Genomic DNA, 16,930 nt, shown 5'->3' on the forward strand with positions numbered 1-16,930 from the left:
CGGGTCGGACCCCGGCGAACTAAAGTCGCGGCCGCTCGGGGCCCTCCGCGTACGGCAGCGCCGCGCGCACCTCGTAGCCGCCGTCCGCCGTCGCGCCCGCCGTGAACGCGCCGCCGCACTCGGCCACCCGCTCGCGCATCCCGACGAGCCCGTGGCCGCTGCCGGGCAGCGCCTCGAAAGCCGTGGCGCCGCCGGATGCTGGCGCGGCGTTCCGTACGACGACGGCCACTTCGGCCGTGCCGTACGCCACGCACACCTCCGTCGCCGCTCCGCGCGCGTGCTTGCGGGCGTTGCTGAGCGCCTCCTGGACCAGCCGGAACACGGTGTGTGCGACCGGCGCGGGCAGCGGCCGCTCCGCGCCGTCCATCCGCAGCCCGACGGGCAGGCCCACGTCCCGCGACTCCTGTACGAGGGCGCGCAGCGCGGGCAGCCCGCCGTGCGCGGCCGCCCCGCCGGGGGCCGGGTCCGTGCCGGCGGCGCGCAGCACGCTGATCACCTCGCGCAGCTCGGCAAGCGCCTTGCGGCCGCTGTCGCCCATGCGCTGCCCGATCTCGCGCAGCTGCGCCGGATCGTCGTCGGCCGCCGTCTGCAGCACATTGCTGTAGACCACGACCAGGCCGATCTGGTGGGCCACCACGTCGTGCATCTCCCGCGCCATGCGCGCGCGTTCCTCCGCGAGGGCCTGCGCGGCGAGCAGATGCCGCTCGCGCTCCAGCTGCTCGGCGCGCTCGCGCAGCTGCGCCACCAGGCGGTGCCGGGTCCGCAGATACGCGCCGAGCAGCAGCGGCACCGCGACGAGCGCGAGCGCCACGGCCGCCTCCAGCCACCAGTCCGTCGAGCCACCGAGCTGCTCGCCGGGGAGTACGGAGCTCAGCGCGGTCACCGCGTACGCGACGCCGGTCAGCCACGCGGACCGCCGCCCGATGCCCTCGTACCGGCCGAGCGCGTACAGGGCGAACGGGATCAGCCAGTCGCTGCCGAGCAGGAGCACCACGAGCGCGCCGACCGTGAGCAGCGCGGGCCGGGTGCGGCGGACGAGGAGAAGCCCCGCCCCGGCCGTGACCACGAGGAGCTGCAGGGCGCGCAGCGGCACCGGCAGGCCAGGGAAGACGCCGCGCAGGTCGAGCAGGACGAGCGCCGCCGAGCACAGGGCGAGCAGCACGTCGAGGACGGCGGCGCGACGGCTCGGCCACCACAGCGGGCCGGTCGACGTGCGGGCCGTCCGGCCCGGCGGAAGCTCAGCCACGGGGGACCAGGCCCGCGTCGATGGCGGCGATGGCCAGCTGGACGCGGTTGTCGCAGCCGAGCTTGGCGAGGAGCCGGCTCACCCGGCGCTTCACCGCGCCCTCGCTGAGCGAGAGGCTGCTGCCGATGGCCGCGTTGGAGTGCCCGCCGCCGACCAGGGTGAGCACGGCCAGCTCCTCCTCGTCGAGCCCGGCGATGCGCTGCGCCCCGGTGTCGCGGGCCGTGTCCACCGGCGGCACGGCGGAGTGCGCGAGGTCGAGGACCCGGCGGGTGACGGCGGGGGCGAGGACGGCTTCGCCGCGGTGTACGGCGCGTACGGCGGCGGCGAGCTCCTCGTGCTCCGCGTCCTTGAGTAGGAAGCCGGAGGCGTGCGCGGCCACGGCGGCCTCGACGTGGGCGTCGAGGCCGAACATCGTCAGGAGCAGCACGGCCGGGGGGTCGGGCAGGGCGGTGATCTCGCGGGTCGCGGTCAGGCCGTCCGTGCCCGGCATCTGGATGTCCATGAGGACGACGTCGGGTCGGTGCGTGCGCACGGCGGCCACGGCGGCGGCGCCGTCTCGTACCTCCGCCACGACGGCGATGTCCTCATGGCTGTCGAGGACGAGCCGCAGCGCCGTCCTGACCAGGTCCTCGTCGTCGGCAAGCAGTACGCGGATCACGGGGGTCACCCTAACGGCACGGTCGGCGGGGGCTGGGCTCCTCCTTTGCTCCCCGTCCCGCCCCGCGAACTTTTGATCGCCCCCCTCCACCCCCGGTCGGACCCCCACTCCCGCCCAGAGGCTGATTCCCGCGGCGGACGCGGCTGTGAGCCTGGATGCGCAGCCCCATCCACCCCCTCCGGACGGACCAGAGCCCCATGCCCAAGAACTCCGCACGCCTCAGCGCCCTCGCCCTGACCACGGCAGTGCTCGTCGCCTCGACCGCCGCCTGCCAGGGCGGCGACTCCACGGAAGCAGCGGCGGCGGACGCCGTCCCCGCCGCGCTCACCGGTCAGCGGCTCGACTGGCGTTCCTGCCCCGCCCCGAGCACCGCCCAGGGCGGCGGCCCCGCGCCGGGCGACGCCTGGCAGTGCGCCACGCTCAAGGCGCCGCGCGACTACGCCGCCCCCGACGAGGGCACCCTCGACATCGCCCTGATCCGCAAGAAGGCCACGGACGAGAAGCGCCGCATAGGCTCCCTCGTCTACAACTTCGGCGGCCCCGGCGGCTCCGGCGTCACCACCCTGCCGGGCCTCGCCAAGGACTACGCGAAGCTCAACTCCCGCTACGACCTGGTCAGTTTCGACCCGCGCGGCGTCGGCGCCAGCTCCGGCGTGCGGTGTCTGGACGCCGAGGGCGTGGACGCCATGAGCGCCGCCGACGCCACCCCGGACGACGCCGCCGAGGTCAGGAAGATGCGCGCGGAGAGCAAGGCGTACACGGCGGCGTGCGAGAAGAACTCCGGCAAGGTGCTCCCGCACGTCGACACGGTCAGCGCGGCCCGCGACATGGACCTGATGCGCGAGGTCCTCGGCGACGACAAGCTGCACTACTTCGGCATCTCGTACGGCACCGAACTCGGCGGTGTCTACGCCCACTTGTTCCCGAAGAAGGTCGGGCGCGCGGTGCTCGACGCGGTGGTCGACCCCACCGAGGACCCCGTTGAGGGCGCGCTCGCCCAGACGAAGGGCTTCCAACTGGCCCTGGAGAACTTCATGAAGGACTGCACGAGGACCGCGAAGGCGCAGGGCCTGCCCGCCTGCCCGACCGGCAAGGGCGGAGCGGAGGGCAGCGCGCGGATCGCCGCGCTCCTGAAGAAACTGGACGCCGAGCCGCTGCCGACGAAGAGCGGCCGCGCACTCACCGAGAGCCAGGCCCTCACCGGAGTGGTCGCCGCCCTCTACAGCAAGGAGCAGTGGCCGCTGCTGCAGGTCGCCCTGACGGAGGCGATGGGCATGGGCGCCGGCGACACGCTGCTCGCCCTGAACGACAGTTACCTCGGCCGCGACGACAAGGGCCGCTACAGCACCATGAACGACTCCAACCGGGCCATCAACTGCGTGGACGACAGGCAGCGTTACACCGAGAAGGACGCCCGCGCGCACCTGCCCGAGTTCCGCGAGGCGTCCCCGGTCTTCGGCGCGTACCTGGCCTGGGGCCTGACCGGCTGCAGCGACTGGCCCGTGGAGGGCGAGACGGACGGCCCCGAGGTCTCCGCGAAGGGCGCCGCCCCGATCCTGGTCGCGGGCACCACGGGCGACCCGGCCACCCCGTACGAGGGCGCCCGCAAGATGGCCGCGGCGCTCGGCGAGGGCGTCGGCGTCAACGTCACGCTGAAGGGCGAGGGCCACGGCGGCTACAACAGCGGCAACCCCTGCCTGCAGCGGACCGTCGACGCCTACCTCCTGGACAGCGAGGTCCCGGCCGACGGCACGACCTGCGCGTAGCCGACGGACAAGACCTGCGCGTAAGGCACGACCTGCGCGTAAGAGAGCAAGAGCCGCCCCGCCGGTCGCGGGCTACCTCTCCAGGCCCTGCCAGAAGTGGTCCACGATGTTGTCGAGGTAGAGCTGTCCCGCCTCGCCCGCGGCCGAGTTGGCGCTGGCCCGCATCAGGGTCGCGGCCATCAGCGTCTGGTACTCGTCGTGCATGCCGCGCAGCGTCTCCTTCAGCTCCTTCTTGTCCCTGGAGAGGAGCTTGGCGATGTCCTTGATGTGGGCCTGCCAGCGGGTGGACACCGCCTCGGTGAGCAGCCGCGCGAGCTCCTCCTCCAGGCCCGTGACGGCGACCAGGTCCCGTGGGGCCAGGCCGAGGATGCTGCCGAGCTTGGCGGACTGCTGCGCGTCGCCGTTCCAGACGCCGCTGGCCTCCATCTGCTGGTAGGCCTCACGCGAGAGGCCGGTGGCGTCGGCGATGTCGTCCGCGGCGATGCCGCGGGCGAGGCGGTGTTCGTGCAGCGTACGCGGTCGGCCCATGAGCTCGCCGGGAGCGCACCACAGCGCGCCCGCGAGCGCGTTGAGCTCATGCGCGGTGGGAGCGGCGACGCCCCGTTCCCACGCGGTGATGTGGTCGGGGGTGATGTGGGTCATTCCGTACGAAGCGCTCATGCCGTACGCGACGTGTCCGGGGGCCATCCCGAGTTTCTCGCGCAAGGTCCGGGCGGCACGCGCGTTGAAGGGGATCGGTGGATGCACGGACAGAGAGTAGGCACTCACGGACGGCGACCGCAGGGGAGCTGTCGCCTGCGTCCGCTTTTGGTGGAGTAGATCCACAACGATTTTGTAGGAAACAACATGGTGATCACTAGTCGGACGCCTGCCTCAAGTCCCGCCATATCTCAACGGAATTGAGAACTGCGGCACGCCGCGTATGATCCAGCCCCGAGGTGCCGCATGTGCGTTCGTACGACGGCCTGACATGCGCCTGCCGTGGCACCCGACAAACCCCCAAAGACGCCCCAGCACGTGCAGGGCCAGGAGAAGCAGTCATGCAGACCAGCAAGGGGCAGGCAGCGCCGCCCGTCAGATCCGGTGGCCCCCTCGACCGGTTCTTCCGAATAAGCGAGCGCGGCTCGACGTACGCCCGGGAGGTGCGCGGCGGTGTCGCCACGTTCTTCACCATGGCCTACATCCTGGTGCTCAACCCGATCATCCTCGGCAGCGCCAAGGACAAGTTCGGCGACCAGCTCGACCCCGCCCAACTGGCCACTGCCACCACGCTCGTGGCCGCGGTGATGACGATCATCATGGGTGTCGGCGGCAACCTCCCGCTCGCCCTCGCTGCGGGCCTCGGCCTCAACGCCGTCGTCGCCTTCCAGATCGCCCCGCTGATGAGCTGGGACGACGCGATGGGCCTCGTCGTCCTCGAAGGCGTCCTGATCTGCATCCTGGTGATGACCGGCCTGCGCCAGGCCGTCATGCACGCCATCCCGCAGGCCCTCAAGCAGGCCATCAGCGTCGGCATCGGCCTGTTCATCGCCTTCATCGGCTTCGTCGACTCCGGCTTCGTGACCCGCGTCCCGGACGCCGCCAACAGCACCGTCCCGGTCCAGCTCGGCTCCGGCACCCTCGTCGGCTGGCCGATGCTGGTGTTCTGCCTCGGCGTGCTCCTGACCGTCGTGCTGCTCGCCCGCAAGGTCACCGGCGCCATCCTCATCAGCATCGCCGCGATGACGGTCCTCTCGGTGATTATCAACTCGGTCGCCGACGTGAAGTCCTGGGGCCTGATCTCCCCTTCGCTGCCCGACAACGCGGTCGCGGCCCCGGACTTCGGGCTGCTCGGCCAGTTCGACGTCGCCGGAGCCTTCGGCCAGGTCAGCATCCTCACCGTGGTCCTGCTGATCTTCACCCTGATCCTGTCGGACTTCTTCGACACGATGGGCACGATCGTCGGCGTCACCGCCGAGGCCGGCCTCCTCGACGAGCGCGGCCAGGTGCCCGACCTCGGCCGCGTCCTGCTCATCGACGGCGCCGCCGCCGTCGCCGGCGGTGCGGCCTCCGCCTCCTCGGCGACCACGTACGTCGAGTCCGCCGCGGGCGTCGGCGAAGGCGCGCGCACCGGCTTCGCCAGCGTCGTCACCGGCGGCCTGTTCGCCGCCGCGCTCTTCCTCACGCCGGTCCTGACGATCGTGCCGCTGCAGGCCGCGTCCCCGGCCCTCGTCGCCGTCGGCTTCCTGATGATGACCCAGGTCAAGCACATCGACTGGGAGCGCTACGAGCTCGCCATCCCGGCCTTCCTCACCATCGCCGTGATGCCGATGACGTACTCCATCACCAACGGCATCGGCGCCGGCTTCGTCTCGTACGTGATCATCAAGGCCTGCCTCGGCAAGGCCCGCGAGGTGCACTGGCTGCTGTGGGGCACCGCCGCCCTGTTCACCGTGTACTTCGCGATCGACCCGCTGGAGCAGCTGCTCGGCCTGAAGTAACACCGGCAGTCTCTGGAGGCCGTCGGGGCCCTGGCAGTCCGATGTCGATGTCGGATTCTCGCCAGCCCCGGCGGCCTCCTTCGGTGAGGCTGTACGCATGCACACCGACACCGAGAGCTGTGTCCGCGCGGTCCGGGCGAAGGACGCGCGCTTCGACGGAGTGTTCTTCACGGCCGTCCTGACGACCGGGATCTACTGCCGCCCGAGCTGCCCCGTCGTCCCGCCCAAACCCCGGAACATGCGCTTCTACCCGAGCGCCGCCGCCTGCCAGCAGGCCGGCTACCGGGCCTGCAAGCGCTGCCGGCCCGACACCACGCCCGGCTCGCCCGCCTGGAACCACCGGGCCGACCTCGTCGCCCGCGCCATGCGGCTCGTCGCCGACGGCGTCGTCGACCGCGAGGGTGTCACCGGCCTCGCGACCCGCCTCGGCTACAGTACCCGGCAGGTGGAGCGCCAACTCCTCGCCGAACTCGGCGCGGGACCGCTCGCCCTGGCCCGCGCGCAGCGCGCCCAGACCGCCCGCATCCTGATCGAGACCACTCAACTGTCCATGGCGGAGATCGCGTTCGCCGCCGGCTTCGCCTCGATCCGCACCTTCAACGACACCGTCCGCGACGTGTACGCTCTCGCCCCCGGCGAACTCCGCACCCGCGCCGCCGGATTGCGAAGCCGCACCGCACCCGGCACCTCCGGAATCCTCTCCCTGCGGCTCCCCTTCCGGGCCCCGCTCAACCCGAGCAACCTCTTCGGCCACCTCGCCGCGACCGCCGTACCCGGCGTGGAGGAGTGGCGCGACGGCGCGTACCGCCGCACCCTGCGCCTGCCGCACGGCTCCGGCGTCGTCGCCCTCACCCCCGCCCCCGACCACGTCGCCTGCCGGCTCGCCCTCACCGACCAGCGCGACCTCACCGTGGCCATCAGCCGCTGCCGCCGCCTGCTCGACCTGGACGCCGACCCGGTCGCCGTCGACGAGCAGCTCCGCACCGACGAACTCCTCGCCCCGCTCGTCGAGAAGGCCCCTGGCCGCCGCGTCCCGCGCACCGTCGACGAACCCGAGTTCGCGGTACGCGCGGTGCTCGGCCAGCAGGTGTCCACGGCCGCCGCCCGCACCCACGCGGCCCGCCTCGTCCGCGCCCACGGCGAGCCGGTCGACGACCCCGAGGGCGGCCTCACCCACCTCTTCCCGACCCCCGAAGCCCTCGCCGCCCTCGACCCCGAATCCCTCGCACTGCCCCGCAGCCGCCGCACCACTCTCACCGGACTCGTACGCCAACTGGCCGACGGCACATTGAAGTTGGGTGTCGACAGCGACTGGGGCGAGGCCCGCGCCCGGCTCACCGCGCTGCCCGGCTTCGGCCCCTGGACGGTCGAGGTCATCGCGATGCGCGCGCTCGGCGACCCGGACGCGTTCCTCCCCACCGACCTCGGCGTCCGCCGCGCCGCCCAGGGCCTCGGCCTGCCCTCGACCCCGGCCGCGTTCACCGCCCGCGCCGCGGCCTGGCGCCCCTGGCGGGCGTACGCGGTCCAGTACCTGTGGGCGACGGACGACCACCCCATCAACTACCTCCCGGAATAAGGACGTTGACATGACGACCACGCACACCCGCATCGACAGCCCGTACGGCCCCCTCACCCTCGTCGCCGCCGACGGCGCGCTGTCCGGCCTCTACATGACGGACCAGCGCCACCGCCCGCCCGAGGAGACCTTCGGCCCGCGCGTCCCGCCCGACGAGGAGCCCTTCGCCGAGACGGCCCGCCAGCTCACGGAGTACTTCGCGGGCGAGCGGCACACCTTCGACCTGCCGCTCCGGCTGACCGGCACACCCTTCCAACGCCACGTCTGGGAGGGCCTGTTGACCATCCCGTACGGCGAGACCCGTACGTACGGCGAACTCGCCGCGGAACTCGGCAAGCCGAACGCCTCCCGTGCGGTGGGCCTCGCCAACGGCAAGAACCCGGTCGGCATCGTCGTCCCCTGCCACCGGGTCGTCGGCGCGAACGGCAGCCTCACGGGGTACGGAGGCGGCATCGACTGCAAGCGGCGCCTTCTTGACCTGGAGAGGGGCGGCCCACAGGCGGATCAGGCGCTGTTCTGAACGCCGGGTAGGGTCCGCGGGGGAACGGCCCAACTAGGCGTGAAAGAGCGGATGATGACGACGACGGTACGGCTGAGCCTGCGAAGCAAGGACGAGACGGCGGCTGATTCTGACGAGGGGGCAGTGAGGCGCAAGCTCTCGGTGCAAGACGGGGCCCCCGTGTACGGCATGATGGGCCAGCCCTACGCCTTTCCGGAGCGGGTGCTTCCGCCCGGCGGAGTCGAGGAATACCGCAAGTTCCGCAAGGAAGGCATACGGACCTTCGTCCTCTGGGTAGACCCTCACCGGCAGCAGCTCCTTGCCCGCGTCGTCACCAGGCCCGCGCCCGAGGGCGAGGCGCCGACGTACGAAATCCTCGGTGCCGCAGGGGAGTCCCTGGCGGTCGTCACGCGGAAGCGCGCCTTCACGGGCGGGGTGAGGACCCGCTGGACCGTGCAGCAAGCGGGCGGTCTGTCGGCCGTCGGGCGCAAGGGGAGCCCGTTCTGGTGGCTGGTGTGGTGGCTGATCCTGCCGATCCAGACTGCCCTCTTCCTGCCCGCCATCGTCGTCGGCGGTGACCTTGCCCGCACTCCGCGCCGCACGAAGTGGTGCCTCGACGGCCGGGCCGTCCTCGACTGGGCCGACAACACGACACTCGCCGTGACCGACGAGCGCTGGGACCCCCGGGTCACGGGCGGCCTCGTCCTCCTCCTCAAGAGCTGGGACGGGCTGCTGGGCGAACCCTGGGACAGGGGGAAGACGCCCGAGGACGGGATACCGGGCGAAACCCTGGACGGGGCGAAGAACTAGCCAGCCTGGGCCGCCGCCACCCGCCCCAACAACGCCGGCAACGCCGTCCCGATCGGCTCGCGGACAACCTCCGCGGCCAGCTCGTCGTACGGCGTCGCCTCCGCGTTGACGATGATCAGCCGCGCCCCGTGCTCCACCGCCAGCCCCACCAGGGACGCTGCCGGCTGCACCTGCAGGCTCGTGCCGACCGCGAGGAACAGGTCGCAGCCCTTCGCGACGGTCATCGCGGCGCCGAGCACCTCCGGGTCGAGCCGCTCGCCGAACATCACGGTCGCCGACTTCAGGATCCCGCCGCACACCAGGCAGGCCGGATCCACCTCCCCGACCTCCACCCGCGCGAGCGCGTCCGCCATCGACGAGCGCACCCCGCAGTCGACGCACACCACCGAGCGCGCGCTGCCGTGCAGTTCGAGCACCTTGCGCTCGGGCATCCCGGCCAGCTGGTGCAGCCCGTCCACGTTCTGTGTGATCACCCGCACCGGAACGCCCGCCCGCTCCAGGTCGGTGATCGCCCGGTGCGCCGCGTTCGGCTCGGCCTGCAGCGTGCGGTTCGCCCGCCGCATCTGCCAGGACCGCCGCCGGATCTCCGGATCCGACACGTACGCCTCGTACTCGACGAGCTTCTGCGCCTCCGGGTCGCGCCGCCAAAGCCCTTGCGGGCCGCGGTAGTCGGGGATGCCGGAGTCGGTGGAGATCCCGGCCCCGCTCAGTACGGCGACGAGAGGCAGCTGGCTCATACGCCGAGCGTACGCTCAGGCCGCCGGAAGCCCGTCCACCAGCTCCACGGGCCCCGCGCCGGACTCCAGCGCGGCGAGCGCGGCCCGTACGCGCAGGGTCAGCCACGGCGGCCCGTACGCGTCGAGCTCCGCAGCCGGGACCAGACGCCAGGAGTCCAGCTCCTCCTGCTGCAGCACGATCGCGTCCAGCTGCTCCGGCGCGAGCACCCCGCCGTCGTAGAGGTACGAGGCGATCGGCGGGCGGCCGGGGCCCGAGACCCAGTCGATGGCGAGCAGCGCGCCGGGGGAGACGTCCAGGCCGATCTCCTCGACCGTCTCGCGGCGGGCCGCGTCGCGCGGGGTCTCGCCGTCGTCCGACTCGATCGTGCCGCCCGGCAGGGCCCAGCCCTCGCGGTAGTTCGGCTCCAGGAGCAGCACCCGCCCCTCGGCGTCCCGGAACAGCATGGCGGCACCGGCGAGGATCTTGGGCAGGCCCGCGATGTACGTGGCGAAGTCGGCAGTCACACAGCCGAGCTTATGCGCAGCCGCAGCGGGCCCTCGCACCCGCCCGCGATCACTCCGCCGCGCGCGCCAACTCCACGGTCTCCGCGGCCAGTTCGCTGATGCGCGCCCCGTCCCGGCCGAACACCGCGCTGCGCACCCGGTCCGCGAGCGGCTCCGCCCACTGCGGCGGCAGCGCGGCCGCCCCGCAGCGCACGCCCGCGACCGCGCCCGCCGTGGCGCCGTTGGAGTCCGTGTCGAGGCCGCCGCGCACGGTCAGGGCGACGGTGCGGCTGAAGTCGCCGTCGCCGTACAGGAGTCCGGCCGTGATCACCGCCGCGTTCGGCACCGTGTGGATCCAGCCGAACTGCGCCGTCTCCTGCCCGACCACGTCCAGGGTGTCCGACCACGGCAGGCCCGCTGTGTGCAGCGACAGGACCCGGCGCACCGTACGCGCGAGGCGGCTGCTCGCCGGGATCACCGCCTGCGCCGCCTCGATCGCCGCACGCGGGTCCGGCGCCGTGAACGCGGCCGCCACGAGCGCCGCCGCCCACATCGCCCCGTACACCCCGTTCCCGGTGTGCGAGAGCACCGCGTCCCTGCGGGCGAGCGCGGCGGCCCGGCGCGGCCGCCCCGGGCTCGTCAGACCGAAGACGTCCGCGCGGATCAGCGCCCCGATCCACTCCTGGTAGGGGTTGTCGCGCGTCGCGGTCAGCGGCGGCCGCAGCCCGTCCGCGAGATTCCGGTACGCGACCCGCTCCGCGGTGAACGTCTGCAGATACGGCAGCCGCAGCAGCCACAACTGCCCCACCTGCTCGGTCGTGAAGCCGAAGCCGTGCGCGGTGAGCAGGTCGAGGCCGAGGATCGTGTAGTCCACGTCGTCGTCCCGGCAGCTGCCGTCGATCCGGCCGCGCACGCAGTCGCGCCACTCGGGCCGCAGGTCGGCCTCGTCGGCGGCGTCGGCGGGCTCGGGCAGATAGTCGGTGAGCGGCAGGGCGCCGGCCCGCCGCAGATAGCGGTCGATGCGCGCCCGCGTCCACACCTCGCCCTGCTCGACCGGCTTGCCGAGCATGTTGCCCGCGATCCGGCCGAGCCAGCCGCCGTGGATCCGGTCGGCGACGTCCGCGTCCACGACAACCGCGTCCACGACAGGGGTCATGCATCCGGTCTACCGAACCTCGTGCGATACCGCGCGGCCAGAACCACCCCCACGCTGATCGATCATTTCCGCCCCCGCAGCACCCCACTATCAGCACTTATTCCTCCCCAAACCGGGGCGATGCGCTGTCTCGTCGTACGGGCAGCCATGGGCAGGGACCCCCACCTGGGGATAGGGTCTCAGCGGCGCGACTGCCTTGACGCGAGCAAGGCCCGGAAAGCAAGGGGATCCAAGGTGGCGGACGCTGCAGTGACGGCGGAGTCGGAACGCGCGCAGGCGCGACGCGTGCTGATTGCCGCGGACAAGTTCAAGGGCTCGCTGACGGCCGTGCAGGTCGCGCAGCGAGTGACGGCGGGCCTGCGCCGGGTCGACCCCGAGGTGCGGGTCGAGGCCCTGCCGGTCGCCGACGGCGGCGACGGCACGGTGGCGGCGGCCGTCGCGGGCGGATTCGAGCGCCGCGAGGTGACGGTGACGGGCCCGCTCGGCGCCGAGGTCACCGCGGCGTACGCGCTGCGTGGCGACACCGCCGTCGTGGAGATGGCCGAGGCCTCCGGCCTCCAGCTGCTCCCCGAGGGCGTCTTCGCCCCGCTCACGGCCACCACGTACGGCTCCGGCGAGCTGCTCAGCGCGGCCCTCGACGCGGGGGCGCGCACCATCGTCTTCGGCGTCGGCGGCTCCGCGACGACGGACGGCGGGGCCGGGATGCTGGCCGCGCTCGGCGCGAAGTTCCTCGACGCGGACGGCGAGCCCGTCGGCCCCGGCGGCGGCCCGCTGCGCGACCTGGCGTCGGCCGACCTCTCCGGCCTCGACCGGCGCTTCGCCGAGGTCGACCTGATCCTCGCGAGCGACGTCGACAACCCGCTGACGGGCCCGAAGGGCGCCCCGGCGGTGTACGGCCCGCAGAAGGGCGCGACGCCCGAGGACGTGGCCACGCTCGACGCGGCCCTCGCGCACTTCGCCGTCGTCCTGGAGAAGGCCGTCGGCCCGAGGGCCGCGGAGCACGCGAAGGCGCCGGGCGCGGGTGCGGCGGGCGGCATCGGGTACGGGGCCCTGGTCGCCCTCGGCGCGCGGTTCCGGGCGGGCATCGACGTGATGCTGGACGTCCTGGGCTTCGCCCCGGCCCTGGACCGGGCCGACCTGGTCATCACCGGTGAGGGGTCCCTCGACGAGCAGACCCTGCACGGCAAGGCCCCGGCGGGGGTCGCGGCGGCGGCGCGGGCGGCGGGCGTGGAGGTCGTGGCGGTCTGCGGCCGCCTCAAGCTGACCGAGGAGGCGCTGGCCGGCGCGGGCATCTCGCGGGCGTACCCGCTGAGCCTCGTGGAGTCGGACGTCGCCCGCTGCATGGCCGAGGCGGGGCCCATCCTGGAACAGGTCGGCGAACTCATCGCCCGAGACCACCTGACCGTCTGAGCCCTCCCTCTTCCCCTCCCCGCCCCTTCCCGAAATCCTGCGGACCCCCGGGGGCTGCGCCCCCCGGACCCCCACTCCCTGGGGCTGCCGCCCCTGGCCCCCGCTGCGGGGGCCAGCCCCCGACCCCCGCTCCTCAAACGCCGGAGGGGCTGAATTGCCCCTGCTCCTCAGCGGGGAGGGGAGGGGGAGGGGAGGGGCTGAAGGTCCCCGCCCCCCCAAGGGGGGTGCTGGATTTGCCCGGCCCCCAATAACCGGAGGGGCTGGATCTGCCCCGTCCCTCAAACGCGGGAGGGGGCGGCGGGGTAGCGCGGCTGGATCTGCCCCCGCCCCTCAGGGGCCAGAGAGGCCGGACTTGTGGCGGGACCGCGGCTGCGAGGGCCCCCGATAGGGGCGCGGGGAACTGCGCGACTGGCCACGGCGGCGCTGCAGTCGAGTAACCGGCCGGGTTCTGGGGCGGAGCCTTTGCTCAGGGGCGCGGGGAACTGCGCGATCGGCCACGATGGCGCTGCAGTCGAGTAACCGGCCGGGGTACGGGGCGGAGCCCCGAGAACGCGCTCCAGGGGGCGGCAGCCCCGGGCAGGGAGGAGGGACGGGGGCAACAGCCCCCCCGTAGCAGGGCAGGGCCCCGGGGCCGCAGCCCCCGTAGCGGAACAGCAGAAGGGGCCGGAACCCTTACAGGTTCCGGCCCCTTCGCGCGCCGCGAGGGCGAAAAGCTACGGCAGCTGCGCCGCGCGCGCCTCGCGCCGGTTGTCGCGGAAGTTGTTCACGCGACGAGCCGTCGCGAACAACGGAATCACCGCTCCGAGCACCAGCTGCAGCGCACACCCCGTCTGCAGCAGCAGCTGACCGCCGGGAGCGTCGAACGCCCAGGCCGCGAGCAGCCCCATGCTCGCGACGATCCACGACAGCATCGCCACGGCGAGACGCCCACGCGGCTTCGGGTACTCGACCCGGCTCACCATCAACCAGGCGGTGCCGATGATCGCCAGGAGCGTCGCCACGAAGGGCAGCTCCAGGAGCACGATCGACACGACCGTCAGCGCCCCGAACGGGGACGGCATGCCCTGGAAGGTGCCGTCCTTCACGGTGACGCACGAGAAGCGGGCAAGCCGCAGCACCACCGCCAACAGCACCACGATCGCGCCCACCGCCGCGACCCGCTGGTGCACGGTGTTGTCGGCGACCATGCCGTACACGAGCACGAAGTACGCGGGCGCGAGACCGAAGCTGATCAGGTCGGAGAGGTTGTCCAGCTCCGCACCCATCGGCGAGGACCGCAGTTTGCGGGCCACGAGGCCGTCGAACAGGTCGAAGACCGCCGCGCACAGCATGAGGATCACCGCGGTGGCGGCGCTGTTGCGAGCCATGCCCGACTCGTCGCTGCCGGTGAGGTGCGGGATCAGGATGCCGGTGGTGGTGAAGTACACCGCCATGAAGCCGCAGGTGGCGTTCCCGAGCGTGAGGGTGTCCGCTATCGAGAGCCGCAGTGAGAGCGGCATCTCTTCTTCGGAGTCGTCCTCATCGGCCTCGGGAACCCACCCGGCCTGTGTCTCTGGATCAATCACGGTCAATGCGAGTCACCCCAGCCACGGTCTTCTGACCGACCTCGACATCCACGTCGACGCCCTCGGGGAGGTAGATGTCGACGCGCGAGCCGAAGCGGATCAGGCCGATCCGCTCGCCCTGCTCCACCTTCGTGCCCTGCGGGATGTAGGGCACGATGCGCCGGGCCACGGCGCCCGCGATCTGCACCATCTCGATGTCGCCGAGCTCGGTGTCGAAGTGCCAGACAACGCGCTCGTTGTTCTCGCTCTCCTTGTTGAACGCCGGGACGAACCCGCCGGGGATGTGCTCCACGGACGTCACCGTGCCGGCCAGCGGCGCGCGGTTGACGTGGACGTTCAGCGGGCTCATGAAGATCGCGACGCGGGTGCGCCCGTCCTTCCACGGCATGATGCTCTGCACCACGCCGTCGGCCGGGGAGATGACCCGGCCCTGGGCGATCTCGCGCTCCGGGTCGCGGAAGAACCACAGCATGCCCGCCGCGAGCGCGGTGGCGGGTACGGCGACGGCCTTGGCGGCGCCGGAGCGTCGCGCACGGGCCAGGCTGAGTGCCGCGGTCGCGACGGTCGGCAGGAGCCACGGCGATGCTCCGCGAGCAATGCGGCCGCCCAGGAGGCTGTCGCGTGGTGCAGAGGTTTGGCTGTGGGGCATGGATGACCTTCGTAGCGGATGATGCCGCGCAAGTGACGGGGGACGGCGGCTTTTCCGGGGATGCTATCGGTTGCGAGCCGCAACTGGGCAAGCCAGGAAGCCGAGTCGGCCGCTGAAGAGTGTTGACGGGGTGTGATCTTCCTCCCGGAGATAACACCCTAAAAAGGACTTTCAGCCCTGGAATCGATACTCTTCGAGCAGTCGACGACCAATGATCATTTTCTGGATCTCGGCGGTACCTTCGCCGATCAGCAGCATCGGGGCCTCCCGGTAGAGACGCTCGATCTCGTACTCCTTGGAGAAGCCGTATCCGCCATGGATACGGAACGCGTCCTCCACGACTTCTTTGCAGTATTCGGAGGCGAGGTACTTCGCCATCCCTGCTTCGAGGTCGTTTCGCTCCCCGGAGTCCTTTTTGCGTGCTGCGTTCACCATCATCGCATGCGCGGCCTCGACCTTGGTGGCCATGTCGGCGAGCTTGAACTGAATCGCCTGGTGCTGGGCGATCGGCTTTCCGAAAGTGTGACGTTGTTGGGCGTATGAGACACCCAACTCAAATGCACGCTGCGCGACTCCGCAGCCACGGGCAGCGACATTCACGCGGCCGACTTCGACGCCGTCCATCATTTGGTAAAACCCTCGGCCGGTGGTCCCACCGAGCACACGGTTGGCCGGAATTCGCAGGTCCTGCATGACCAGTTCGGTGGTGTCCACCCCCTTGTATCCCATTTTGTCGATCTTGCCGGGAATGGTGAGTCCGGGACGGACCTCGCCGAATCCGGGCTCCTTCTCGACGAGGAAGGTCGTCATCGACTTGTGCGGGGCCGTGCCCTCCGGGTGGCCTTCGTCACTTCGGCAGAGAACGGCCACGAGAGTCGACGAACCACCGTTCGTCAACCACATCTTCTGGCCGTTCAGAACGTACTCGTCGCCGTCCTTCACACCCTTCGACGTGATCGCCGACACGTCCGAGCCGAGACCCGGCTCCGACATCGAGAACGCGCCCCGCGTCTCGCCGGCCGCCATTCGCGGCAGGAAGTAGTCCTTCTGCTCCTGGGTGCCGTGCTGCTTGAGCATGTACGCCACGATGAAGTGCGTGTTGATGATCCCGGACACGGACATCCAGCCGCGCGCGATCTCCTCCACGCACAGCGCGTACGTGAGCAACGACTCGCCCAGACCGCCGTACTCCTCGGGGATCATCAGGCCGAACAGGCCCAACTCCTTGAGGCCGTCCACGATCTGCTGCGGGTACTCGTCCCGGTGCTCCAGCTCCGTCGCGACCGGAATGATCTCCTTGTCGACGAAGTCCCGGACGGTGGACAGGATCTCCTGCTGCACGTCCGTGAGACCTGCGGTCTGTGCGAGTCGGCTCATGGTTACTTCTCCTGCGCCTTCAGTTCCGGGCGGCCGGGCTGCTCGCCGCCGCGCTCCTTGATGTACGTCTCGGTGGGGACCATGACCTTGCGGCGGAAGACGCAGACCAGGGTGCCGTCCTGCTTGTAGCCCTTGGTCTCCACGTAGACGATGCCGCGGTCGTTCTTCGACCTCGACGGGGTCTTGTCGAGGACCGTCGTCTCGCCGTAGATGGTGTCGCCGTGGAAGGTCGGCGCCACGTGCTTGAGCGACTCGATCTCCAGGTTGGCGATGGCCTTGCCGGAGACGTCCGGGACGGACATGCCGAGGAGCAGCGAGTAGATGTAGTTGCCGACGACGACGTTCTTGCCGAAGTCGGTCGTCTGCTCCGCGTAGTTGGTGTCCATGTGGAGCGGGTGGTGGTTCATGGTGAGGAGGCAGAAGAGGTGGTCGTCGTACTCCGTGACCGTCTTCCCGGGCCAGTGCTTGTAGACCGCCCCGACCTCGAACTCCTCGTAGGTGCGTCCGAACTGCATGGT

Annotated in this window: 16 protein-coding genes; 6 read left to right on the top strand and 10 right to left on the bottom strand. The window is 71.6% G+C overall.

The window, feature by feature from the left end; genetic code table 11:
* Window positions 1-19 precede the first annotated feature (19 nt).
* Window positions 20-1,246, bottom strand: a complete 1,227-nt coding sequence (locus tag QIS96_RS24620) for a sensor histidine kinase (RefSeq protein WP_282544913.1) — start codon at window positions 1,244-1,246, stop codon at window positions 20-22.
* Window positions 1,239-1,904, bottom strand: coding sequence for a response regulator transcription factor (locus tag QIS96_RS24625; protein ID WP_282544914.1), 666 nt, complete (start codon window positions 1,902-1,904; stop codon window positions 1,239-1,241). Before QIS96_RS24625 ends, QIS96_RS24620 begins: the two co-directional genes overlap by 8 nt.
* Window positions 1,905-2,101: 197 nt before the next feature.
* Between QIS96_RS24625 and QIS96_RS24630 the strand changes: the two genes are divergently transcribed.
* On the top strand, window positions 2,102-3,670 hold the full coding sequence (locus tag QIS96_RS24630; protein WP_282544915.1) for an alpha/beta hydrolase: 1,569 nt from the start codon (window positions 2,102-2,104) through the stop codon (window positions 3,668-3,670).
* Between the two features lie 72 nt (window positions 3,671-3,742).
* On the opposite strand, the gene QIS96_RS24635 is transcribed toward QIS96_RS24630, so the two are convergent.
* A complete protein-coding gene (locus QIS96_RS24635) occupies window positions 3,743-4,417 on the bottom strand; it encodes a helix-turn-helix domain-containing protein (RefSeq protein ID WP_282544916.1) in 675 nt (224 codons plus the stop codon).
* 293 nt (window positions 4,418-4,710) lie between these two features.
* On the opposite strand from QIS96_RS24635, the gene QIS96_RS24640 reads away from it, so the two are divergent.
* The 4 genes from QIS96_RS24640 to QIS96_RS24655 all read left to right on the top strand — a co-directional run bounded on the left by QIS96_RS24640 (window position 4,711) and on the right by QIS96_RS24655 (window position 9,035).
* Window positions 4,711-6,150 carry an NCS2 family permease gene (locus QIS96_RS24640; RefSeq protein WP_282544917.1) on the top strand — a complete coding sequence of 480 codons (1,440 nt, stop codon included), beginning with the start codon at window positions 4,711-4,713 and terminating at the stop codon, window positions 6,148-6,150.
* 97 nt (window positions 6,151-6,247) lie between these two features.
* A complete protein-coding gene (locus QIS96_RS24645) occupies window positions 6,248-7,726 on the top strand; it encodes an AlkA N-terminal domain-containing protein (protein WP_282544918.1) in 1,479 nt (492 codons plus the stop codon).
* A 10-nt stretch (window positions 7,727-7,736) separates the two neighbouring features.
* On the top strand, window positions 7,737-8,246 hold the full coding sequence (locus QIS96_RS24650) for a methylated-DNA--[protein]-cysteine S-methyltransferase (protein ID WP_282544919.1): 510 nt from the start codon (window positions 7,737-7,739) through the stop codon (window positions 8,244-8,246).
* A gap of 54 nt (window positions 8,247-8,300) precedes the next feature.
* Entirely contained in the window at window positions 8,301-9,035 is a 735-nt protein-coding gene (locus QIS96_RS24655; protein ID WP_282544920.1) for a hypothetical protein, read from the top strand.
* Here the strand turns inward: QIS96_RS24655 and QIS96_RS24660 are convergent.
* From QIS96_RS24660 to QIS96_RS24670, 3 genes are all read right to left on the bottom strand, one after another.
* A complete protein-coding gene (locus tag QIS96_RS24660; protein ID WP_282544921.1) occupies window positions 9,032-9,772 on the bottom strand; it encodes an SIR2 family NAD-dependent protein deacylase in 741 nt (246 codons plus the stop codon). The two genes, QIS96_RS24655 and QIS96_RS24660, sit on opposite strands and share 4 nt — an antisense overlap.
* A 15-nt stretch (window positions 9,773-9,787) precedes the next feature.
* Window positions 9,788-10,216, bottom strand: a complete 429-nt coding sequence (locus QIS96_RS24665; protein WP_282544979.1) for an NUDIX domain-containing protein — start codon at window positions 10,214-10,216, stop codon at window positions 9,788-9,790.
* Window positions 10,217-10,325: 109 nt separating this feature from the next.
* The gene (locus QIS96_RS24670; protein ID WP_282544922.1) at window positions 10,326-11,411 is read right to left on the bottom strand and encodes an ADP-ribosylglycohydrolase family protein; all 1,086 of its coding nucleotides are present in this window, start codon (window positions 11,409-11,411) and stop codon (window positions 10,326-10,328) included.
* A gap of 234 nt (window positions 11,412-11,645) precedes the next feature.
* Between QIS96_RS24670 and QIS96_RS24675 the strand changes: the two genes are divergently transcribed.
* Window positions 11,646-12,821: a glycerate kinase gene (locus QIS96_RS24675; protein WP_408907245.1), complete on the top strand. Its 1,176-nt coding sequence runs from the start codon at window positions 11,646-11,648 to the stop codon at window positions 12,819-12,821.
* Window positions 12,822-13,534: 713 nt separating this feature from the next.
* Here QIS96_RS24675 and pssA read toward each other — a convergent pair.
* The 4 genes from pssA to QIS96_RS24695 all read right to left on the bottom strand — a co-directional run bounded on the left by pssA (window position 13,535) and on the right by QIS96_RS24695 (window position 16,927).
* Window positions 13,535-14,320 (bottom strand): CDP-diacylglycerol--serine O-phosphatidyltransferase, encoded by a 786-nt coding sequence (gene pssA / locus QIS96_RS24680; protein WP_282544924.1) that lies wholly within the window; start codon window positions 14,318-14,320, stop codon window positions 13,535-13,537.
* Between the two features lie 58 nt (window positions 14,321-14,378).
* Window positions 14,379-15,035, bottom strand: coding sequence for a phosphatidylserine decarboxylase (locus QIS96_RS24685; protein WP_282544925.1), 657 nt, complete (start codon window positions 15,033-15,035; stop codon window positions 14,379-14,381).
* A 171-nt stretch (window positions 15,036-15,206) separates the two neighbouring features.
* Window positions 15,207-16,412, bottom strand: coding sequence for an acyl-CoA dehydrogenase family protein (locus tag QIS96_RS24690; protein WP_282544926.1), 1,206 nt, complete (start codon window positions 16,410-16,412; stop codon window positions 15,207-15,209).
* Between the two features lie 2 nt (window positions 16,413-16,414).
* Window positions 16,415-16,927 carry a MaoC family dehydratase gene (locus QIS96_RS24695; RefSeq protein ID WP_282544927.1) on the bottom strand — a complete coding sequence of 171 codons (513 nt, stop codon included), beginning with the start codon at window positions 16,925-16,927 and terminating at the stop codon, window positions 16,415-16,417.
* Window positions 16,928-16,930: the final 3 nt, after the last annotated feature.

Origin of the sequence: Streptomyces cavernicola, from assembly GCF_029968035.1 — a bacterium.
GTDB lineage: Bacteria > Actinomycetota > Actinomycetes > Streptomycetales > Streptomycetaceae > Streptomyces > Streptomyces cavernicola.

Coding starts and splice junctions, on each gene's coding strand:
- QIS96_RS24630 (WP_282544915.1), top strand. CDS start 2,102: ATGCCCAAGAACTCCGCACGCCTCAGCGCCCTCGCCCTGACCACGGCA.
- QIS96_RS24640 (WP_282544917.1), top strand. CDS start 4,711: ATGCAGACCAGCAAGGGGCAGGCAGCGCCGCCCGTCAGATCCGGTGGC.
- QIS96_RS24645 (WP_282544918.1), top strand. CDS start 6,248: ATGCACACCGACACCGAGAGCTGTGTCCGCGCGGTCCGGGCGAAGGAC.
- QIS96_RS24650 (WP_282544919.1), top strand. CDS start 7,737: ATGACGACCACGCACACCCGCATCGACAGCCCGTACGGCCCCCTCACC.
- QIS96_RS24655 (WP_282544920.1), top strand. CDS start 8,301: ATGACGACGACGGTACGGCTGAGCCTGCGAAGCAAGGACGAGACGGCG.
- QIS96_RS24660 (WP_282544921.1), bottom strand. CDS start 9,772: ATGAGCCAGCTGCCTCTCGTCGCCGTACTGAGCGGGGCCGGGATCTCC.
- QIS96_RS24665 (WP_282544979.1), bottom strand. CDS start 10,216: ATGCTGTTCCGGGACGCCGAGGGGCGGGTGCTGCTCCTGGAGCCGAAC.
- QIS96_RS24670 (WP_282544922.1), bottom strand. CDS start 11,411: ATGACCCCTGTCGTGGACGCGGTTGTCGTGGACGCGGACGTCGCCGAC.
- pssA (WP_282544924.1), bottom strand. CDS start 14,320: ATGCCGCTCTCACTGCGGCTCTCGATAGCGGACACCCTCACGCTCGGG.
- QIS96_RS24685 (WP_282544925.1), bottom strand. CDS start 15,035: ATGCCCCACAGCCAAACCTCTGCACCACGCGACAGCCTCCTGGGCGGC.
- QIS96_RS24690 (WP_282544926.1), bottom strand. CDS start 16,412: ATGAGCCGACTCGCACAGACCGCAGGTCTCACGGACGTGCAGCAGGAG.
- QIS96_RS24695 (WP_282544927.1), bottom strand. CDS start 16,927: ATGCAGTTCGGACGCACCTACGAGGAGTTCGAGGTCGGGGCGGTCTAC.